14 protein-coding genes are annotated in these 19645 nt (G+C 62.1%); 2 read left to right on the plus strand and 12 right to left on the minus strand.

Annotated elements, in window-relative coordinates; genetic code table 11:
* Positions 1-48 precede the first annotated feature (48 nt).
* Positions 49-1710 (plus strand): energy-dependent translational throttle protein EttA, encoded by a 1662-nt coding sequence (gene ettA, locus GQB00_RS20510; protein ID WP_111498206.1) that lies wholly within the window; start codon positions 49-51, stop codon positions 1708-1710.
* A gap of 70 nt (positions 1711-1780) precedes the next feature.
* Positions 1781-3160 (plus strand): DNA repair protein RadA, encoded by a 1380-nt coding sequence (radA, locus tag GQB00_RS20515; protein WP_111498207.1) that lies wholly within the window; start codon positions 1781-1783, stop codon positions 3158-3160.
* 34 nt (positions 3161-3194) lie between these two features.
* Here radA and GQB00_RS20520 read toward each other — a convergent pair whose 3' ends face one another.
* The 12 genes from GQB00_RS20520 to GQB00_RS20575 form a co-directional block, all read right to left on the minus strand.
* On the minus strand, positions 3195-3560 hold the full coding sequence (locus GQB00_RS20520) for a PilZ domain-containing protein (RefSeq protein WP_207950901.1): 366 nt from the start codon (positions 3558-3560) through the stop codon (positions 3195-3197).
* A gap of 116 nt (positions 3561-3676) precedes the next feature.
* Positions 3677-4741, minus strand: coding sequence for a uroporphyrinogen decarboxylase (gene hemE, locus GQB00_RS20525; RefSeq protein ID WP_111498209.1), 1065 nt, complete (start codon positions 4739-4741; stop codon positions 3677-3679).
* A 32-nt stretch (positions 4742-4773) separates the two neighbouring features.
* The gene (locus GQB00_RS20530) at positions 4774-6192 is read right to left on the minus strand and encodes an FAD-dependent oxidoreductase (protein ID WP_165857650.1); all 1419 of its coding nucleotides are present in this window, start codon (positions 6190-6192) and stop codon (positions 4774-4776) included.
* Between the two features lie 71 nt (positions 6193-6263).
* Positions 6264-10712 (minus strand): glutamate synthase large subunit, encoded by a 4449-nt coding sequence (gene gltB / locus GQB00_RS20535; protein WP_165857651.1) that lies wholly within the window; start codon positions 10710-10712, stop codon positions 6264-6266.
* Between the two features lie 270 nt (positions 10713-10982).
* On the minus strand, positions 10983-12704 hold the full coding sequence (locus tag GQB00_RS20540; protein WP_165857652.1) for an AAA family ATPase: 1722 nt from the start codon (positions 12702-12704) through the stop codon (positions 10983-10985).
* A gap of 36 nt (positions 12705-12740) precedes the next feature.
* Positions 12741-13829: a 3-dehydroquinate synthase gene (gene aroB, locus GQB00_RS20545; protein WP_165857653.1), complete on the minus strand. Its 1089-nt coding sequence runs from the start codon at positions 13827-13829 to the stop codon at positions 12741-12743.
* Complete coding sequence (gene aroK / locus GQB00_RS20550; protein WP_111498214.1) at positions 13822-14388, minus strand: shikimate kinase AroK; 567 nt, start codon at positions 14386-14388, stop codon at positions 13822-13824. Before aroK ends, aroB begins: the two co-directional genes overlap by 8 nt.
* 141 nt (positions 14389-14529) lie before the next feature.
* Positions 14530-16602: a type IV pilus secretin PilQ gene (pilQ, locus tag GQB00_RS20555; RefSeq protein WP_323127312.1), complete on the minus strand. Its 2073-nt coding sequence runs from the start codon at positions 16600-16602 to the stop codon at positions 14530-14532.
* Between the two features lie 65 nt (positions 16603-16667).
* A complete protein-coding gene (locus GQB00_RS20560; RefSeq protein WP_111498216.1) occupies positions 16668-17219 on the minus strand; it encodes a pilus assembly protein PilP in 552 nt (183 codons plus the stop codon).
* A gap of 2 nt (positions 17220-17221) precedes the next feature.
* Positions 17222-17833 (minus strand): type 4a pilus biogenesis protein PilO, encoded by a 612-nt coding sequence (locus tag GQB00_RS20565; RefSeq protein ID WP_165857654.1) that lies wholly within the window; start codon positions 17831-17833, stop codon positions 17222-17224.
* On the minus strand, positions 17833-18396 hold the full coding sequence (locus GQB00_RS20570; RefSeq protein ID WP_111498218.1) for a PilN domain-containing protein: 564 nt from the start codon (positions 18394-18396) through the stop codon (positions 17833-17835). Before GQB00_RS20570 ends, GQB00_RS20565 begins: the two co-directional genes overlap by 1 nt.
* The gene (locus GQB00_RS20575) at positions 18396-19463 is read right to left on the minus strand and encodes a pilus assembly protein PilM (RefSeq protein WP_165857655.1); all 1068 of its coding nucleotides are present in this window, start codon (positions 19461-19463) and stop codon (positions 18396-18398) included. The genes GQB00_RS20570 and GQB00_RS20575 overlap by 1 nt, the downstream gene beginning before the upstream one ends.
* Positions 19464-19645: the final 182 nt, after the last annotated feature.

Raw genomic sequence — 19645 nt, forward strand, 5'->3', positions numbered from 1 at the left:
GGATCGTCCCCATTTCAATCGTTCGAATCGAGAGGACATTGCCTGACCATGGCTCAATACGTCTATACCATGAATCGCGTGGGCAAAGTGGTTCCGCCCAAACGCGAAATCCTCAAGGATATTTCCCTGAGCTTCTTCCCCGGCGCCAAGATCGGCGTACTGGGTCTCAACGGCGCCGGTAAGTCGACGCTGCTGCGCATCATGGCCGGCATCGACAACGATTACATCGGTGAAGCGCGCCCGCAGCCAGGCATCAACGTTGGCTACCTGCCCCAGGAACCGGAACTGGACGACAGCAAAACGGTGAAGGAAATCGTCGACGAAGCCGTATCCGGTATCCACGATGCTCTGGCCGAGCTGGATCAGGTCTACGCCGCCTACGCCGAGCCGGACGCCGACTTCGACGCGCTGGCCAAGAAACAGGGCGAGCTGGAAAGTTTCATCCAGGCCGCCGACGGTCACGACATCGAGCGCAAGCTGGAAGTCGCCGCCGACGCCCTGCGCCTGCCGGCGTGGGACGCCAAGGTGGTCAACCTGTCCGGTGGTGAACGCCGCCGTGTCGCCCTGTGCCGCCTGCTGCTGTCCGGCCCGGACATGCTGCTGCTGGACGAGCCCACCAACCACCTGGACGCCGAATCCGTGGCCTGGCTGGAGCGCTTCCTGCACGACTTCAGCGGCACCGTGGTCGCCATCACCCACGACCGCTACTTCCTCGACAACGTCGCCGGCTGGATCCTGGAACTGGACCGCGGCCAGGGCATTCCCTTCGAAGGCAACTACAGTCAGTGGCTGGAAGCCAAGGAGAAACGCCTGGAGCAGGAAGCCAAGCAGGAAGCCGCGCGCCAGAAGACCATCAAGCACGAGCTGGAATGGGTGCGCAGCAACGCCAAGGGCCGCCAGTCCAAGAGCAAGGCCCGTCTGGCCCGCTTCGAGGAAATGAGCTCCCAGGATTTCCAGAAGCGCAACGAAACCAACGAGCTGTACATTCCGCCCGGTCCGCGCCTGGGTGACAAGGTGATCGAGGTGGAAGGCGTGAGCAAGGCCTTCGAAGGTCGCCTGCTCTACGAAAACCTCGACTTCCGCGTACCGCCGGGGGCCATCGTCGGCATCATCGGTGGTAACGGGGCAGGTAAATCCACCCTGTTCCGCATGCTCAACGGCACCGAGCAGCCGGATTCCGGCACCATCACCGTGGGCGAGACCGTCGAGCTGTCCTACGTCGACCAGATGCGCGACCTGGACGGCGACAAGACCGTCTGGGAAGAGCTGAGCGACGGCCAGGACATCATCCAGGTGGGCAACTACCAGACGCCGTCCCGCGCCTACGTCGGCCGCTTCAACTTCAAGGGTGGCGACCAGCAGAAGCGCGTCGGCGACCTGTCCGGCGGTGAGCGCAACCGCCTGCACCTGGCCAAGCTGCTCAAGCAGGGCGGCAACGTCCTGCTGCTGGACGAACCGACCAACGACCTGGACGTGGAAACCCTGCGGGCACTGGAAGAGGCGCTGCTCAACTTCCCGGGCGCGGCGCTGGTGATCTCGCACGACCGCTGGTTCCTCGACCGTGTGGCCACTCACATCCTCGCCTTCGAGGGTGACAGTGAAGCCGTCTTCTTCGAAGGCAACTTCACCGAGTACGACGAGGACCACAAACAGCGCAAGGGCGACTCCGCCATGGTGCCCCAGCGCATGAAGTACAAGAAGCTGGCGTAAGCCGCGCTTCCCGGCAGCCGGCCATCCGGTCGGCTGCCCTTTCCCTTCCACCTGCAATCACCGAGCTTCCATGGCCAAGACCAAGACCGCCTACGTGTGCACCGAATGCGGTGCGGATTACTCCAAATGGCAGGGCCAGTGCTCCGCCTGCTCCGCCTGGAACACCATCAGCGAAGTCCGCGGTGTCAGCTCAGTGTCCGGCGGCGGCAGCCGCGGCGCCCGCTTCGAGGGCTTTGCCGGCAGCCTGTCCGGCGTGCAGTCGCTGGACTCCATCAGCCTGGCGGAACAGGAACGCGTCAGCTCCGGCATGAAGGAGCTGGACCGGGTCCTGGGCGGCGGCCTGGTGGAAGGCTCGGCAATCCTCATGGGCGGGCACCCCGGCGCCGGCAAGAGCACCCTGCTGCTGCAGACCGTCTGCCATCTGGCCGGCCAGCTCCCGGCACTGTACGTCACCGGTGAGGAATCGATGCAGCAGGTGGCGCTGCGGGCCAAACGCCTGGGCGTGCCTACCCGGGATCTGAAGATGCTGTCGGAAACCAGCGTCGAGCGCATTATCCAGGTGGCGGAAGCGGAAAAGCCCAAGGTGCTGGTGGTGGACAGTATCCAGGTGATGCACATGAGCGAGGTGGAATCGGCGCCGGGCAGCGTGTCCCAGGTACGCGAGAGCGCCGCCCTGCTGACCCGTTTCGCCAAGCAGACCGGCACCATCCTGTTCCTGGTGGGCCACGTCACCAAGGACGGCAGCCTGGCCGGGCCCAAGGTGTTGGAGCATATGATCGACTGCTCGATCCTGCTGGAAGGCTCCAGCGACAGCCGCTTCCGCACCCTGCGCGGCATCAAGAACCGCTTTGGCGCGGTCAACGAACTGGGCGTGTTCGCCATGCTGGAGCAGGGCCTGAAAGAAGTGAAGAACCCCAGCGCCATCTTCCTCAACCGGGGCGAGGACGCCGCCCCCGGCAGTGTGGTGATGGTGGTCTGGGAGGGCACCCGCCCCATCCTGGTGGAAGTCCAGGCACTGGTGGACATCTCACAGGGCAGTTACCCGCGCCGGGTGGCGGTGGGCACGGACCAGAACCGGCTGGCCATGCTGCTGGCGGTGCTGCATCGTCATGGCGGCATGCACGTGGCGGATCAGGACGTGTTCGTCAATGTCGTCGGCGGCGTGAAAGTCAACGAGACCGGCGCCGACCTGGCGATACTGGCCGCCATCGTCTCGTCCTTCCGTGACAAGGCACTGCCGCAGGATCTGGTGATTTTCGGGGAAGTGGGCCTGTCCGGCGAGATCCGCCCGGTGCCCAGCGGCCAGGAACGGATCTACGAGGCTTCCAAACACGGCTTCACCCGCGCCCTGGTGCCCAAGGCCAACGTGCCGCGCAAACCGATCGAGAATATGAAGGTGAAAGCCATCACCAAACTGAGTGAAGCGCTCGACGCCCTGCTCGACATGTAACGAGCGGGCGTTCACGGACGACGCCCGCCATCACCTATCGCTGCTCACCGAGATGGCGCAGCTCCCGGTCCAGCAAGGCCGGGTCCCCCAGATTGAGTTCCACCAGACGACGCAGGTGGGCGGCACTGTCCAGATCGATGTACTGGCACTGAAACCCCAGCACCTCATCCTCGACGTGGCGCAAGGCCACGGACATCACGATGCCGGTGTCCTGGTCGTTCAGGTGAATCGTAATCTCGAATGGATCGTTCAGACGGGAGGTCCAGTCCGGTGGGCGCCGGACCAGCACCCCTTTGAGGGAGATATCCATGACCTGGCTGGACCAGGCGTTGTCGCCGACGTAGATGTCACAGGGCGCGTCGAACAAGATGCGCTCGAATCGGCGCCGATTGTGGGCCATGCTGGTTTCGCTCACAGTGCCGCGCTCCTTTCCCGGACTCTGCCCGGATCGTGTCCAGTTCCTTCTGACACTATAGTTCGCACCGCGCCGGACAGCCATCCGGCGCGGATGCTCACCTAATCGTGATAGGCACCGCTGAGCTCGCACACCGCCTCGATGAAGGCGCCGGCATGCGCGGGATCCACGTCCGGCGTGATGCCATGTCCCAGATTGAAGATATGGCCAGTGCCACGCCCATAGCGGGCCAGGATGTCAGCGACTTCCTGCCGGATGCGCTCCGGCGGCGCGTACAGCATCGCCGGATCCATGTTGCCCTGCAGGGCCACCCGGTCGCCCACCCGGGCGCGGGCGCGACCGATGTCTGTCGTCCAGTCCAGACCCAGGGCGTCCGCCCCGGTTGTCGCCATGGACTCAAGCCACTGCCCGCCATTCTTGGTGAACAGGATCACCGGTACGTAGCGGCCGTCGTGCTCACGGATCAGGCCATCGACGATCCGCTGCATGTAATCGAGGGAAAAAGCCTGGTAAGCCCAACTGGACAGGGCGCCGCCCCAGGTGTCAAAGATCTGCACCACCTGGGCACCGGCGCGGATCTGGGCGTTGAGGTAATCGGTGACCGCATCGGCCAGTTTGCCCAGCAACGCGTGCATGACGTCCGGCTCGCTGTACATCAGCTTCTTGGCTTCGCGGAAGTCCTTGGAAGAACCGCCTTCCACCATGTAGGTGGCCAGCGTCCAGGGGCTGCCGGAGAAGCCGATCAGCGGCACACGGCCGTTGAGCGCCCCGCGGATGGCGGATACGGCAGCCATCACGTAATCGAGGTCGGTTTCAGCGCTCAGCGTCGGCAGCGCCTCCACATCGGCCGCGGAACGCACTGTGCGCTTGAACTTCGGCCCTTCGCCGGTCTCGAAATAGAGCCCCAGGCCCATGGCATCCGGTATCGTCAGGATGTCCGAGAACAGGATCGCCGCATCCAGCGGGAAGCGCTCCAGCGGCTGCAGCGTGACCTCGCAGGCCAGCTCGGTGTTCTTGCACAGACTCAGGAAGTCCCCGGCCTGGGCCCGTGTCGCGCGATATTCCGGCAGGTAACGCCCTGCCTGGCGCATCATCCAGACCGGCGTGCGGTCTACCGGCTGGCGCTGCAGGGCCCGTAAAAACCGGTCGTTTCTGAGTTCTGTCATACTGCTCCCGTCGCTGGCTCGATACGTCGTGTTCAGACGTCCAGGTAGTCGAGGATCCCTTCGGCGGCCTGGCGCCCTTCCCAGATAGCCGTTACGACCAGATCCGACCCACGGACCATGTCACCGCCGGCAAAAATCTTCGGGTTGGACGTCTGATAAGCGAATTCTGCCTGCTCCGGTGCGGTCACACGACCGGAATCGTCGACGTTCACGCTCAGCTTGTCGAACCATTCCGCCGGGCTGGGCCGGAAACCGAAGGCCACCAAAACCGTATCGGCCGGAATGACTTCTTCACTGCCGGGCACCACTTCCGGACGACGACGACCGTTCTCGTCGGGATCGCCCAGGCGGGTCTGCACGACCTTGATCCCTTCCACCCGATCCTCGCCAATGATGGCGATCGGCTGGCGGTTGAACATGAACTTGACGCCTTCTTCCTTGGCGTTGGCTACCTCTCGCACGGAGCCTGGCATGTTCTGCTCATCCCGACGATAGGCACAAGTCACACTGGCCGCCTGCTGGCGGATCGCCGTGCGGTTGCAGTCCATGGCGGTGTCACCGCCCCCGAGCACCACCACACGCTGGCCTTTCATATCGATGAACTCGCCATCGGTGGCGCCCAGCTCCAGGCGACGATCCACGTTCGACACCAGGTACGGCAGCGCGTCGTAAACGCCCGGCAGGTTCTCGCCCGGGAAGCCGCCCTTCATGTAGGTGTAGGTGCCCATCCCCATGAAGACCGCATCGTATTCATCGATGATGTCTTCCAGGAACACGTCCTTGCCCACCTCGGTGGACAGCTTGAACTCGACGCCCATGGACTCGAAGATCTCCCGGCGACGGCTCATCACGCTCTTCTCGAGCTTGAACTCGGGGATGCCGAAGGTCAGCAGGCCGCCGATTTCCGGATAGCGATCAAAAACCACCGGTTTGACGCCGTTACGCGCCAGGATGTCGGCACACCCCAACCCGGCCGGACCGGCGCCGATCACGGCGACTTTCCTGTCTGTCCACTTCACGTGGGACAGGTCCGGACGCCACCCAAGGGCGAAGGCAGTGTCGGTGATGTACTTCTCCACCGAACCGATGGTGACCGCGCCGTAGCCGTCGTTCAGGGTACAGGCCCCTTCGCACAAACGGTCCTGCGGGCACACCCGGCCGCAGACTTCCGGCAGAGAGTTGGTCTGGTGACACAGCTCGGCGGCCTCCAGCAGGTTGCCTTCGGACACCAGCTTGAGCCAGTTGGGAATGTAGTTGTGAACCGGACACTTCCACTCGCAATAAGGGTTCCCGCAATGCAGGCAGCGGTGCGCCTGGCTGGCCGCCTGTTCCTGCTTGAACGGGTGGTAGATTTCCTGGAATTCCTTCTTGCGCTTGCTAGCCGGTACTTTTTTCGGGTCGATACGGCCGACTTCAACGAACTGGAAGTCGTTATTCAGTCTCTCTTTCATCACATCACTCTCAAGGATTCAACTTCGACAACGATTCAACAGTGCCCGCGCCTGCGGGCTGGGCCGGAGATTTACTCCGGCCGGGCCCGTGTGCTGGCCAGCAGTGTCCGCAGGCTCGCGGCCTTCGGTTTCACCAGCCAGAAACGGCCAATGTAGTCGTCGAAATTGTCGAGAATGTGTTCGGCCCATTCGCTCTGGGTCTCAGCCACATGCTCGCGGATCACACTGCGAAGATGGTTGCGGTACGGCTCCATGTCTTCGCTGGAAATACGCTGGATTTCCACCAGTTCGTGGTTGTATTTGTCGACAAAGGTGTTCTGCTGGTCCAGCACGTAGGCAAAACCGCCGGTCATCCCGGCACCGAAGTTGTGGCCGGTGGTCCCCAGCACGGTCACCAGGCCGCCGGTCATGTATTCGCAGCAGTGATCGCCAGCTCCCTCGACCACCGCGTGGGCGCCGGAGTTACGCACACCGAAGCGCTCGCCCGCGGTGCCAGCGGCGAAGAGCTTGCCGCCGGTGGCGCCGTACAGGCAGGTGTTGCCGATGATGGACGTGTCCTGCGTCTCGAAGCTGCTGCCGCGAGGCGGACGGACCACCAGCTTGCCGCCGGTCATGCCCTTGCCCACGTAGTCGTTGGCGTCGCCCTCAAGGATCAGGTTCAGGCCGCCGACGTTCCACACCCCGAAACTCTGGCCGGCAGTACCGTTCAGGTCCAGCGTGATGGGGGCGTCCACCATACCCTTGTTGCCGTGCACTTGTGCAATCTCGCCAGACAGGCGGGCGCCGATCGAGCGGTCGCAGTTGGTCACGCGGTACTGCCAGTGACCACCGGACTTGCTCTGTATGGCGCCGGTGACGTCCTTGACCATCTGCTCTGCCAGGGCGCCCTCATCGAACGGCTTGTTGCGCTCCACCTGGCAGGTGTGCGGCTTGTCCGCCGGAATCAGGTCATTGCCGAGGATCGGCGCCAGGTCCAGCTGTTTTTGACGCGCGGTATCGCCCGGCAGGACTTCCAGCAGGTCAGTGCGGCCGACCAGCTCTTCCAGGTTGGTCACACCCAGCTTGGCCATCCACTCGCGGGTTTCCTCCGCCACGAAGCGGAAGAAGTTCATTGCCATCTCGACCGTGCCCTTGAAATGTTCTTCACGCAGGTGATCATTCTGGGTGGCGACACCGGTTGCACAGTTGTTCAGGTGACAGATGCGCAGGTACTTGCAGCCCAGCGCCACCATCGGCGTGGTGCCGAAGCCAAAACTTTCGGCGCCCAGGATCGCGGCCTTGACCACGTCCAGCCCGGTCTTCAGGCCGCCATCGGTCTGCAGGCGGATCTTGCCGCGCAGGTCGTTGGAACGCAGCGCCTGCTGCGCTTCGCTCAGGCCCAGCTCCCACGGCGAACCGGCATAGCGGATGGAAGTCAGCGGGCTGGCCGCGGTACCGCCGTCGTAGCCGGAAATGGTGATCAGGTCGGCGTAGGCCTTGGCCACGCCAGCGGCAATGGTGCCGACGCCCGGCTCGGAAACCAGCTTGACCGACACCAGTGCCTGCGGATTGACCTGCTTGAGATCGAAGATCAGCTGCGCCAGGTCCTCAATCGAATAGATGTCGTGGTGAGGCGGCGGAGAGATCAGGGTCACACCCGGCACAGAGTAGCGCAGACGGGCGATCAGCTCGTTGACCTTGCCACCGGGCAACTGGCCGCCCTCGCCTGGCTTGGCGCCCTGGGCCACTTTGATCTGCATGACGTCAGCGCTGCGCAGGTACTCGGCGGTGACACCGAAGCGGCCGGAAGCCACCTGTTTGATCTTGGAACGCTTCTCGGTGCCGTAACGGGCCGGATCTTCACCGCCCTCACCAGAGTTGGAGCGCCCGCCCAGGGTATTCATGGCCACCGCCAGCGCCTCGTGCGCCTCCGGCGACAGCGCCCCCAGGGACATGGCGGCCGAGTCGAAGCGCGGGAAGATGGCTTCCACCGGCTCCACCTTGTCCAGATCGATCGGCGCGATGCCGTCGCGGAAACCCAGCAGGTCGCGCAGCGTCGCTACCGGGCGCTCATTGACCAGCGCCGCGTATTCGCGGTACGTGCCATAGCTACCGTCGGTCACCGCCCGCTGCAGGGTGTTGACCACGTCCGGGTTGAACGCGTGGTATTCCTGACCGTGGACGTACTTGAGTACACCACCCTGGGAAATCGGCTTGCGCGGCTTCCAGGCCAGGCGCGCCAACAGCTCCTGGTCCTGCTGGAAATCGTAGAAACCAGCACCCTGGATACGGCTGGGCACACCGCAGAAGCACAGGTCCACAACCTCATCGGCCAGACCGATGGCTTCAAACAGCTGGGCACCGCGATACGAGGTAATGGTGGAGATACCCATCTTCGACAGGATCTTCAGCAGCCCCTTGTTGATGCCCTTGCGGTAATTGTTCTTGGCCTCGATCGGATCCATCATCACCTCGCCGGTGCGGATCAGGTCGTTGAGGATCTGATACGACAGGTACGGATAGACCGCCGTCGCGCCAAAGCCGAACAGCACCGCGAAGTGGTGGGAGTCACGCGCCCAACCAGTTTCAACGATCAGGTTGGCATCGCTGCGCAGCCCCTTCTGGACCAGGTGATGATGAACCGCGCCGGTTGCCATCAGGGCATTGACCGGCACTTCACCTTCTTTCAGATCCTTGTCGCTCAGGATCAGCAACACCCGGCCATCGCGTACCGCCTGCTCCGCCTCGGCACAGACGGCCTCGACCGCCTGTTTGAGGCCGACTTCCGGCCGGTAACTCAGGCGAATCCGGGCTACTTCGAAGCCCGGGCGATCGTTGCTCTCGATGCGCAGGAACTTGGCCGGAGACAGCACCGGTGTCGACAGGATGATCCGGTTGGCGTGATCCGGGGTTTCCTCAAACACGTTGCGTTCAGCGCCCAGACAGGTCTCCAGGGACATCACGATGGACTCGCGCAGCGGGTCAATCGCCGGGTTGGTCACCTGGGCGAACTTCTGGCGGAAAAAGTCCGCCACGTGATGCACCTTGCTGGACAGCACCGCCATGGGCGTATCGTCACCCATGGAGCCCACCGCTTCCTGGCCGCTTTCGGCCAGGGGGCGCAGCACCTGGTCGCGCTCCTCGAACGACACGTGGAACATCTTCTGGTGCACCTTGAGGTCGTCGCTTTCCATCAAGCGGAACTCGGGGGTGTCCTGATTCAGCGTGGCCTCAACGCGCAGCGCATTCTCGCGCAGCCAGCGCTTGTAGGGCTGACTGGTCTTGAGGCGCTGGTCGATGTCCCTGGTGTGCAGGACTTCGCCGGATTCGGTATCAATCGCCAGCATCTGACCCGGTCCGACACGGCCCTTGGCCACCACGTCCTCCGGCTTGTAGCCGTAGGTGCCGATCTCGGACGCCAATGTGATGAAATCGTCCTTGGTGATCACCCAGCGCGCCGGGCGCAGACCGTTGCGGTCCAGCATACAGACCGCATGACGGCCATCGGACAACACCAGACCGGCGGGACCGTCCCAGGGCTCCATGTGCATGGAGTTGTATTCGTAAAAGGCGCGCAGGTCGGAATCCATGGTGTCGACGTTCTGCCACGCGGGCGGAATCATCATGCGCACGGCCCGGAACAGGTCGACACCGCCGGCGAGCAGGATTTCCAGCATATTGTCCATGCTGGAGGAGTCCGAACCGGTTCGGTTGACCAGCGGCTGCAGGGTCTGCAGGTCAGGCAGCTCCGGTGACTTGAACTTGGACGCCCGGGCGATGGCCCAGTTGCGGTTGCCGTCAACGGTGTTGATTTCGCCGTTGTGGGCCAGGAAACGGAACGGCTGCGCCAGCGGCCAGCGCGGCATGGTGTTGGTGGAGAAGCGCTGGTGGAAAACGCAGATCGCGGTCTGCAGATCGGGATCGCCCAGGTCCTTATAGAAGGTGGGCAGATCCACCGGCATCATCAGGCCTTTATAGGCGATGGTCTTGTGGGACAGGCTGCAGATGTAGAACTCGCTGTCGTCGGCCAGTTCTCGCTCGGCGTGGCGGCGCCCCAGAAACAGCCCGATACCGAATTCCCGCTCGCTCTTGCCCGCCGGCTCCACAAAAATCTGCTCGATACGCGGCAGGCAGTCCAGCGCCATTGGCCCCAGGCACTCGCTGTCGGTGGGGACTTCACGCCAGCCCACAACGTCCAGCCCCTGGTCCACCAGGTGTTTTTCCACAACCTTTCGGGCGCGATCCGCCTTGGCGTCGTCCTGATCCAGGAAAATCATGCCGACGCCGTAAAGGTCACCCAGTTCCTTGCCCAGGCTTGCCTTGGCAGCCTTGCGCAGGAAGGCGTCGGGTTTCTGCAGCAACAAGCCACAGCCGTCACCGGTCTTGCCGTCCGCCGCAATCCCACCGCGGTGGGTCATGCAGGTCAGCGACTCGATGGCAGTTTGCAGCAACTTGTGGCTGGCGTCGCCCTTCATGTGGGCAATCAGGCCAAATCCACAGTTGTCCCGGAACTCACTGGGATGATACAAACCTGTCATCATAAGCGTTCTCTCATATAAAAATTCTTTTCAATCAACGGGATAGATGCCGAGCCCAGGCACATCACCCGCCGACCCTGAAAATGGGGGCTGGCCATTTTACATGCGTGCTAGTACGTACTCAAATTCTTGAGCAATTTTTAGCGAGACTACGGAAATAACAAAGCGGCGTGAAAAGAACAAAAAAGAATAAGATCAATCCGGTAACGCAAACGGTTTCACGTCACTCCGGAATACGGCCCGAGCAGCCTCGGCCGGGCCAGCCCTACCCGGCTAGAGGCCTGATAATGAACGAATCCAGACGTCGTGCCGGGCCAGGTTCCCCGGCAGGCGCGCAATGGCCGCGCGCGCTTCTTCACGACTGGGGAACCGTCCGTAAATCACAACATACCACGGTTTACCCTGCCGTGTAGAGCGTGTATAGACGAGCTCGGTCACGTCCGGGTGCTGGTTGAGGAAGTCGATGGCCGTGGCCTCTTCGAAGCCGGCAATGAACTGCGCGGTCACGCCGGATTCCGTTCTGAGCGGCGCGACATCCCGGAAGCGCTGCGGCAGGTCCGGCTGGAAAGCGGGTGCCTCTTCCGCCGGTTGTGACAAATCGTTCGACTGAGCCCCGTCCGCTGGCGGCGCCTCAGCCGGCCGGGACGCTTCCGGTGTAACGGCATCCTCTTCTTCCGCGTCAGGGCCCGAAGGTCCTTGCGTCGGCACGGTTTCCGACAACGTTTCCGATGGCTCACCGACGGCTGCCTCGTCATCGGCGGCTCCCGGAGCTGCGCCCGACAGCGCACTCGCATCTTCGGCAACGTCCGTTGCCGCCCCCTCAGACGACACCGCAGATTCGTCCACCGGCGACGCCCTCTGGACATCGTCGTCAGACTCAACCGGAACCGGGGTCGCGGACTCCCCATCCGCGCCCGCATCGGCGGCGGACGTGCCTGGAGCCTCCGGATTCGCACGTGCCATCGTCCCCGCAGCTCCGGACTCAGCGGCGTCGGCATCGGCCGGGTGATCGGCGGCCTCCGCCCACTCTTCCGCGCCCGGCCCCAGTCGTACCGTCTTCCGTTCCGCCGGCGGCTCTGATGCCGTCTCCTGGGACGCCACGGTTGCATCATACTGCCAGGACACCACCAGCCATGACACGCCCAACAAGACGACGAGGGCCAGAGGGATCAGCAACGATCGGACGTTGAACGACCGGCGACGCGCCACTGCAGCGGGTTGATGCCCCGCCATGTCGAGCCAGACCGCAGGCGCCGTTCGCTTGAGCCGGCCAAAACTGCCCTGACTCAGTTCATGCAGTTTCTTGAGGCGGGTGCCGCTGAGCAAGTCGGCCGTATCGCCACCGGCTTTTTGCAGCCGGGGCCGCAAATAGTCGGCCAACTCCTCCCGGTTCAGGGGCCGCAGGCGCAAGGGGTGGACATACGATTCAAGGCCCGACGCCTCCGCCAGATCGGTCACCAGGGATTCCGCCCCCGCCAGAACCGGCAGCGCTCCCTGGCTCCGATCACCACGGCAATAGGCCGTCAGCAGGAGTTGAATCAGCGCGGTCGGCATGTGATCGGCGTCGTCAATCAGCAGGACTATCCGGCGCCCCCTGGATGTGGCGGTTTCGCTCCAGCGGAAGAAGCCAAAAATAGCGTCGCGAGGCGAGCGCCCTGCCCCCAACCCGTGATGCGCGATACGCAGCAATCGATCACACAGGGCCTGCTCGCTGTGGCAATCGGCGACCTCCAGACGCTGGAAGTCCAGCCGCTCCGACTCGCCACGAACCAGCTCGGCCAGCAACCGGGTCTTGCCGGACCCGCGCGCCCCGGTCACCACCAGGGCCATATCGCCGAACGCCGACAGGTGCCGCAGCGTTTCAAGAGTATGTTGGCGCTGTGCACCGGGAAAGAAGGGGTGTTCCATGGCCAGGGGATCCTGCCCCAGGCCATAGCGCTCCTGCAGTTTTTGAAACAGACTGCCGGGGTCGCTGGTAAGCCTATCGTCGATCATGCGTCACTTCATCCGTGACCGGCGTCATCGGCCGGGTCAATGACAGTATGCAGAGAGGGTTTCTTCCAGCAGCGGGAACGGAAAATCCGATGTCACAACGGCCTCTCCCATGGCCTCGAGCAACACCAGGCGCAACGCGCCATCGACATTCTTCTTGTCCACCGCCATCAATCGCAGAAAATCATCGGGCGTCATTCCCGCCGGCGGCTCGAGCGGCAAGCCGGCGCGCTCAAGCAACAGCCGGATGCGGGCCACGTCGGTCTCGGACAGGTGCCCGCAACGCCGGGAAAGGTCTGCCGCCATGAGCATGCCGGTACCCACCGCTTCACCATGCAACCAGGTGCCATAGCCGGTAAAAGTCTCGATGGCGTGACCGAAGGTATGCCCGAGGTTGAGAATGGCCCGAAGCCCTCCTTCGCGCTCATCCACCGCTACCACGTCCGCCTTGCAGGCACAGGACCGATAGATCGCATCCACCATCGCCGCCGGTTCCAGCGCCCGAAGGTCATCCACCCGCTGCTCCAGCCAGGCCAGGAACTCCGGCTCACGGATCAGGCCATACTTGATCACCTCGGCCAGCCCGGCAGGCAGTTCCCGGGACGGCAGGGTTTTCAGGCTATCGGTATCGATCAGTACCACTTCCGGCTGATGGAAGGCGCCGATCATGTTCTTGCCCAGGGGATGGTTGATGCCGGTCTTGCCTCCAACCGACGAGTCCACCTGGGACAGCAGCGTTGTGGGAATCTGTATAAACGGCACACCGCGCTGGTAACAGGCCGCGGCAAAACCGGTCATATCCCCGATCACCCCGCCTCCCAGAGCGACCAGCGTGGTCTTGCGGGTATGGCGCTTTTCCAGCAGGGCGTCGAATATACGGTTGAGGATTTCCCAGTTCTTGAACTTTTCACCGTCGGGCAGGATCACGTGATCGACCGACTTCCCCGGGAAGTTGGCCACAGCCTGCTCCAGATAAAGCGGCGCCACCGCCTCGTTGGTCACGATCAGGACCTGCTCGCCAACAACGTAGTCGCTCAGGTCTTCGCGGCCGATCAGGCCCTGGCCGATGATGATCGGATAGCTGCGCTCACCCAACGCCACCGTGAGCCGACGGGTCAAATCAGACATTGTGCTGCCCTTCCTTCCTCAACTGACGCTTTTTGCGCGGTACGCGCGGTTTGATGCGGTTCAAAAGCTGGCGCACCACCAGACGCGGGCTCTTGCGATCGGTCATCATGACCACATCCGCCAGGCGGGAGTAGATCGGATCCCGCGTACGGAACAATGCCTGCAGGACGCCGCGCGGATCTTCCTGCTGCAACAGGGGACGATTGCGGTCGCGACGGGTGCGCTCGTATTGCTGGTCTACGGAGGTTTTCAGGTAAACCACGACGGCGTCCCGGCACAGGTGGCCGTGGTTCTCGTCAAGCATCACGGCACCGCCTCCCGTCGCAATGACCGCGCCGTGTTCGTGAGACAGCTCTTCCAGGATGCCGGTCTCGCGTTTGCGGAAACCGCTCTCGCCTTCAACGTCGAAGATCCAGGGGATATTGGCACCGCATCGTTCTTCGATCAGACGATCGGAATCGATAAAGCGGTATCCGAGCTCCCTGGCCAGTAGTCGGCCGATCGTGCTTTTCCCCGCACCCATCGGACCGACGAGAACAATACGATCTGGCAACGACATAGTTCCACTCAATTCGGTACAGGGCGCTGAGCATAGCACAGGCGACTGAGTACGGATAACTCAAGCGCCACGGGCTCCCACAAAACACTCAGGCACAAAAAAGCCGCCCCATCGGGACGGCTCTCGGATCAACCCAGGCGATCAGTCGATCAGGTCGCCCTTGAGGATCTTCGGTGTAATGAACACCAGCAGTTCGCTACGCTCGTCCACCGTATTGGTGTTGCGGAACAGCGCGCCCAGGTAGGGAATATCACCCAGGAACGGCGTCTTGGTGATGGTCACCGACTGCTCAGACTGGAAGATACCGCCCAGCACGACCGTTTCGCCATTGCGCACCAGCAACTGCGTGGCCACTTCGTTGGTGTTGATGGCCGGACCGGCTGTGGTTTCTTCGCCGCGGGAGTCCTGGTTGACCTGCAGATCCATGATGATCTTGTCGTCCGGCGTGATCTGCGGCGTCACCTCCAGAGACAGTACCGCTTCCTTGAAGGATACGGACGTAGCACCGCTGGAAGACGCCTCTTCGTACGGGATTTCCTCACCGGACAGGATCTTGGCGGTCTGGCGATCGGCCGTCACGACCTTGGGCTGGGACACGATCTCGGCCTTGCCGTCGCTGGCGTAGGCTGACAGCTCCAGGTCGACCATGAAGTCGGTACCCACGTAGCCAAACGCGATGGAGGACGCGTTGGAATCGGAAACACCCAGATTTACGTTCAGGTCGTTATTGGCCAGATCCAGTGCGCCGCCTCCGGTAATACCGGACAGGCCACTTCCAGAGCCGCCCACAACCGCGTTGTTGTCGCCGCCATTGGCGTCACCACGACCGCTGAAGCCCCACTCAACACCGAACTCTTCCGCCAGGTTGGTCTGGGCCCGCACGATTCGCGCCTCGATCAGCACCTGACGCACCGGCACATCCCAGGTGGAGATCAGTCGACGGATCTGCTCCAGCTTCTCGCTGGTTTCCCGCACGCTGATGGTGTTGGTACGTGCGTCGGAAGACACAAAGCCACGATCGGAAATCAGCTCGTCGTCCGCCTGGATCAGCGCCACGATGTCCGCGGCCTTGGCGTAGTTCACCTGGATGATATCCAGACGCACCGGGGCCAGCTCGGCGATCTGCTTGGAGGTTTCCAGTTCGAGACGCTCGCGGGCGGCAATTTCATCGGCCGGCGCAACCAGCAGGACGTTGCCGATCTGACGCTTGTCCAGACCCTTGGTCTTGAGAATCAGATCCAGCGCCTGATCCCAGGGCACATTCTGAAGGCGCAGGGTGATGCTGCCGCTCACCGTATCACTGGCCACCAGGTTGAGGCCGGTGAAGTCCGCGATCAGCTGCAGGACGGAGCGCACTTCGATGTCCTGGAAGTTCAGGGACAGCTTTTCACCGGTGTACGGGAATTTATCCTCGCGGCGGCTCTCCGCCTCTTCCTCGGTCAGGGGCTCCACCTCGACGGTGAACTCGCTGCCGGCCTGGTAAGCCAGGTAGTCGTAGTTGCCTTCCGGGCGGATCTCGATCACCGCGTTGTCGCCCTGCATGAAGGTATCCACGCGGGTGACCGGCGTGGCGAAGTCAGTAACGTCCAGACGACGGCGCAGGGCTTCGGGCACATTGGCACCGTCCATGACCAGACGGATACGGCCGCCGCTCTCGGACAGGTCCACCGGCACCTTGGGGTTGCTCAGTGACACCACGACACGACCTTCGCCATCGGCTCCGCGACGGAAGTCGACGTTGGAGATCGCATCGCCCTTGATCGCGCGCGATGATGAAGACGCGCTGGACGTCGAGGCCGCCGCGGTCGCTGCAGAGGCGGCGCTGCCGGAGCCCGACTCGCCACCGATCTTCATGACAATCGCGTCGCCTTCAACGTCGGTGCTGTAGGGAACCAGTTCCACCAGGTTGAAGATCAGGCGCGTTCGATCCTTGGTTTCAACCACCGTCATGCTCTGCGCGTTGCCGCTGCCCAGCGAGAGACTACGCGATTCCAGCGCGCTGCTGGCACCTTTCAGGTCGATCGCGATCCGCGCCGGACGCTCGATGGTGTAACCCGTCGGCTGGGGCGGTGTGCCATCGAATTTCAGCACCACTTCCGTCCCCTCTCCGGGCAGGGAAGTGAACTCGACATCATTCAGGCTGACGGCATGGGCCAACCCGGACGCCATGCCGAGCGCTGCCATGCCGAACATCATTACAATTTTTCTGAACATCGTTAGCCTCGACCCCAACCTGTTTTGCTTACAACCTGTTCTTTGTTTGTTCATTCTGCCGCTCCTTAGCCCTCATCCAGCGATAGGGTTCGGGGACGCTCTACCCAACCGCCACGGCCGTTGGGAACAATTTCCACAAGCTCTAGGCGCGTCTCATTGACGCCGATGACGCGACCGTAGTTCTGTCCCATGTGATTTCCCTTGTGAACCCGATGGATACCACCCGTGTTGTCCTTGATCAGCGCGTACAGCCCACCGTTACCGCCGTCGGCCCGCTTGAGCGTGCCCACCATGTTCAGATCGGTCAGCTGGAAGCTCTCGAGAACCTCCTTGGGCCGATCCAGGTCCGGCTCGATGTTGCTCTGCGGCTGATCATCCACCATGGTCAGCTGCACTTCGATCGGCACCTCGAAAGGCGCACGACGATCCGATGCCGAATAGGTAAACGCTTCGTATGCCTTGAATTCCGGCAACGGTTCGACGTGGCCCCGCGGCTTTGCACGAGCCTCAGCCATGAACTGGTCCAGATCGGAAAAGCCGCTGCTCTGCGAACAGGCCGAGAGTAACGACGCCATACAGACACAGGTCCAGGCTTTCCATGCATGCTGTTTCATCATGCTCACTCCCCAGCCCGGTAACGGTAGGTACGGGCCTGAACCTGCATGTCCAGCAGATCCCCCTCACCACCTGTCGGTTTGATCGTAAAGTCGTGCAGGGTCACGATACGAGGCAGCCCTGCAATGCTGCTGACGAACGACGCCAGCTCGTGATAGGTCCCGCGAACCTGGATATTGATCGGCAGCTCGATGTAGAAATCGCGCTGCTGCTCCGGCTGCAGTTTGATCTCCTGGAGCTCGAGGCCACTGCCCCGCGCCGTGTTGGTAATATCTTCGAGCAAACCCGGCACTTCGGTGTCGCTGGGCAGCTGTTTAACGAGCGCGCCGAAGGTTTCCTCCATTTCCGCCATCTGTTTCTTGAACACCGGCAGATTGGCCACCTTGTAGGCCTTTTGCTCGTAATCACCCTTGAGCTCGACCTCCTGTTTCTCCACCCGATCCAACTGGGCGTACTGATCCTTGATGAAGAACCAGTAGCCGCCGCCGAGAATCAGGCCGAACAGCAGCAGGGCCACAATAATCTTCACCGGCATCGGCCAGATGCCGGCGTTGTTGACATCCAGATCGTTGATGTCGAATTCGTTCAGGCTTTTCAGTGAGTCCGCGAGGCTCATTACTTATCCTCCTCCTCGGGCTCCGGCGTCTTCTGCTGGACCGACAGGTTAAACTGGCTGTACCCGGCACGACGGCTGTCGGCCGCTGACACGTTGGTCAGGTTGGGATTGGCAAACCACTCGGACTCGTCGAATTGACGCATCAGGCTGGAAATCCGGCTGTTGGATTCCGCCATACCGACGATGGCAACGGTGTCCCCGGCTTTCTTGAGATCCGTATAGAACAACCCATCCGGCAGCGTCTTGACCAGCTCGTCGAAGACCCGAACGATCACCGGGCGCTTGCCCTGCAGATCCTGGATGACCTTCATGCGGGCGATCAGCTCGTCGCGCTGGCGCCGCAGATTCTCGATTTCCTTGATCTGGGAATCCAGCTCCTTGGTGGCATTCTTGATGTAGGCGTTACGCGATTCCTGGTAGTTGATCTGGTTATCGACCTGGGTCTTCCACAGGAACCCAAGGCCCGCCGCTACGATCACGGCACCCACCAGCATCACCACAAATTGCTGCTGCTTCTCCGCCCGTAGTTCTTCCCGCCAGGGTCTGAGGTTAATCTTCGCCATCAGTCAAAACTCCTCATCGCCAGACCACAGGCAATCATCAACGACGGCGCGTCATTGCTCAGAGCCGATGCGTTTACCCGGGACCCCACGGCCATATCGGCGAAGGGGTTGGCCACCAGCGTGGCGGTCGCGGTCTTTTCCTCGACCATTTCAGTCAGCCCCTGGATAGACGCGGTACCACCGGCGAGGACGACATAGTCCACGGCGTTGTACTGGCTTGCGCCGAAGAAGAACTGGAGCGCCCGCGCGACCTGCTGGACGACGGCCTCGCGGAACGGCGAGAGGACTTCGGACTCATAGTCATCCGGCAGGCCGCCCTGTTTCTTGGCCAGGCCGGCCTCTTCCAGGGACAGACCGTAGCGACGCTGGATTTCCTCGGTGAGCTGCTTGCCACCGAAGATCTGTTCGCGGGTGTAGACCGTCTTGCCATCGGCCAGCACGCTCAGGGTGGTCATGGTCGCGCCCACGTCGACAATGGCGACAACCAGCTCTTCACCCTGGGCGTCCAGCTGCGACTCGATGAGCGTGTAGGCCCGCTCGAGGGAGTAGGCTTCCACGTCCACGACCTTGGCGGACAGTCCGGCAATGGACAGCGCATCCTCGCGGATGTCGACGTTCTCCTTGCGGCAGGCCGCAAGCAGGACGTCCACCTGATCGGGGTTGGTTTCGGAAGGCCCCTGGACCTCAAAGTCGATGGCGACTTCATCGAGGGGATAGGGAACGTACTGATCCGCTTCCAGTGCGATCTGGTCTTCCATTTCAAACTCGTTCAGGCCGCCGGTCATCTGGATCACCTTGGTGATCACCGCCGAACCCGATACGGCCACTGCTGCCTGCTTGCACCCGGTCCGGGCCTTGCTCACCACTTTCCTTATGGCGTCGCCGACAGCTTCCACATCCGTGATATTTTTTTCGACAACAGCATTGGCAGGCAGCGGTTCAACCGCATAGCTTTCTACCTTATACCGCTCGCCACTCAGTCTGGAGAGCTCCAGAAGCTTGACCGAGCTAGAACTGATGTCGATGCCCAGTACGGCACTGGACTTCTTACCGAACAATCCGAACACGCGCTCACCCTATACCTGGTTTAATGCACCCGGTTACGTATTTTTTATTCAGAGAGAATTTGTTTTGCTTTGCGTCTACAATGCTCTTTCTTCGTGATTAGAAGAAAGGCATGTTGAACTTTGAGGATGCCTTATCCTTCTAAAGCAATTTCTCAGATGATAGACCTATATCCTACAGTTGT

The organism is Marinobacter sp. JSM 1782161, from assembly GCF_011421605.1.
In the GTDB taxonomy this organism is placed as follows: domain Bacteria; phylum Pseudomonadota; class Gammaproteobacteria; order Pseudomonadales; family Oleiphilaceae; genus Marinobacter_A; species Marinobacter_A bohaiensis.

What these genes read in the sequence shown, in the direction of transcription:
- GQB00_RS20520 (WP_207950901.1), bottom strand. Translation starts at nt 3,560, where the DNA reads ATGGCCCACAATCGGCGCCGATTCGAGCGCATCTTGTTCGACGCGCCC.
- aroK (WP_111498214.1), bottom strand. Translation starts at nt 14,388, where the DNA reads ATGTCGTTGCCAGATCGTATTGTTCTCGTCGGTCCGATGGGTGCGGGG.
- gltB (WP_165857651.1), bottom strand. Translation starts at nt 10,712, where the DNA reads ATGATGACAGGTTTGTATCATCCCAGTGAGTTCCGGGACAACTGTGGA.
- hemE (WP_111498209.1), bottom strand. Translation starts at nt 4,741, where the DNA reads ATGACAGAACTCAGAAACGACCGGTTTTTACGGGCCCTGCAGCGCCAG.
- GQB00_RS20530 (WP_165857650.1), bottom strand. Translation starts at nt 6,192, where the DNA reads ATGAAAGAGAGACTGAATAACGACTTCCAGTTCGTTGAAGTCGGCCGT.
- radA (WP_111498207.1), top strand. Translation starts at nt 1,781, where the DNA reads ATGGCCAAGACCAAGACCGCCTACGTGTGCACCGAATGCGGTGCGGAT.
- GQB00_RS20565 (WP_165857654.1), bottom strand. Translation starts at nt 17,833, where the DNA reads ATGAGCCTCGCGGACTCACTGAAAAGCCTGAACGAATTCGACATCAAC.
- GQB00_RS20570 (WP_111498218.1), bottom strand. Translation starts at nt 18,396, where the DNA reads ATGGCGAAGATTAACCTCAGACCCTGGCGGGAAGAACTACGGGCGGAG.
- GQB00_RS20540 (WP_165857652.1), bottom strand. Translation starts at nt 12,704, where the DNA reads ATGATCGACGATAGGCTTACCAGCGACCCCGGCAGTCTGTTTCAAAAA.
- GQB00_RS20560 (WP_111498216.1), bottom strand. Translation starts at nt 17,219, where the DNA reads ATGATGAAACAGCATGCATGGAAAGCCTGGACCTGTGTCTGTATGGCG.
- pilQ (WP_323127312.1), bottom strand. Translation starts at nt 16,602, where the DNA reads ATGTTCAGAAAAATTGTAATGATGTTCGGCATGGCAGCGCTCGGCATG.
- aroB (WP_165857653.1), bottom strand. Translation starts at nt 13,829, where the DNA reads ATGTCTGATTTGACCCGTCGGCTCACGGTGGCGTTGGGTGAGCGCAGC.
- ettA (WP_111498206.1), top strand. Translation starts at nt 49, where the DNA reads ATGGCTCAATACGTCTATACCATGAATCGCGTGGGCAAAGTGGTTCCG.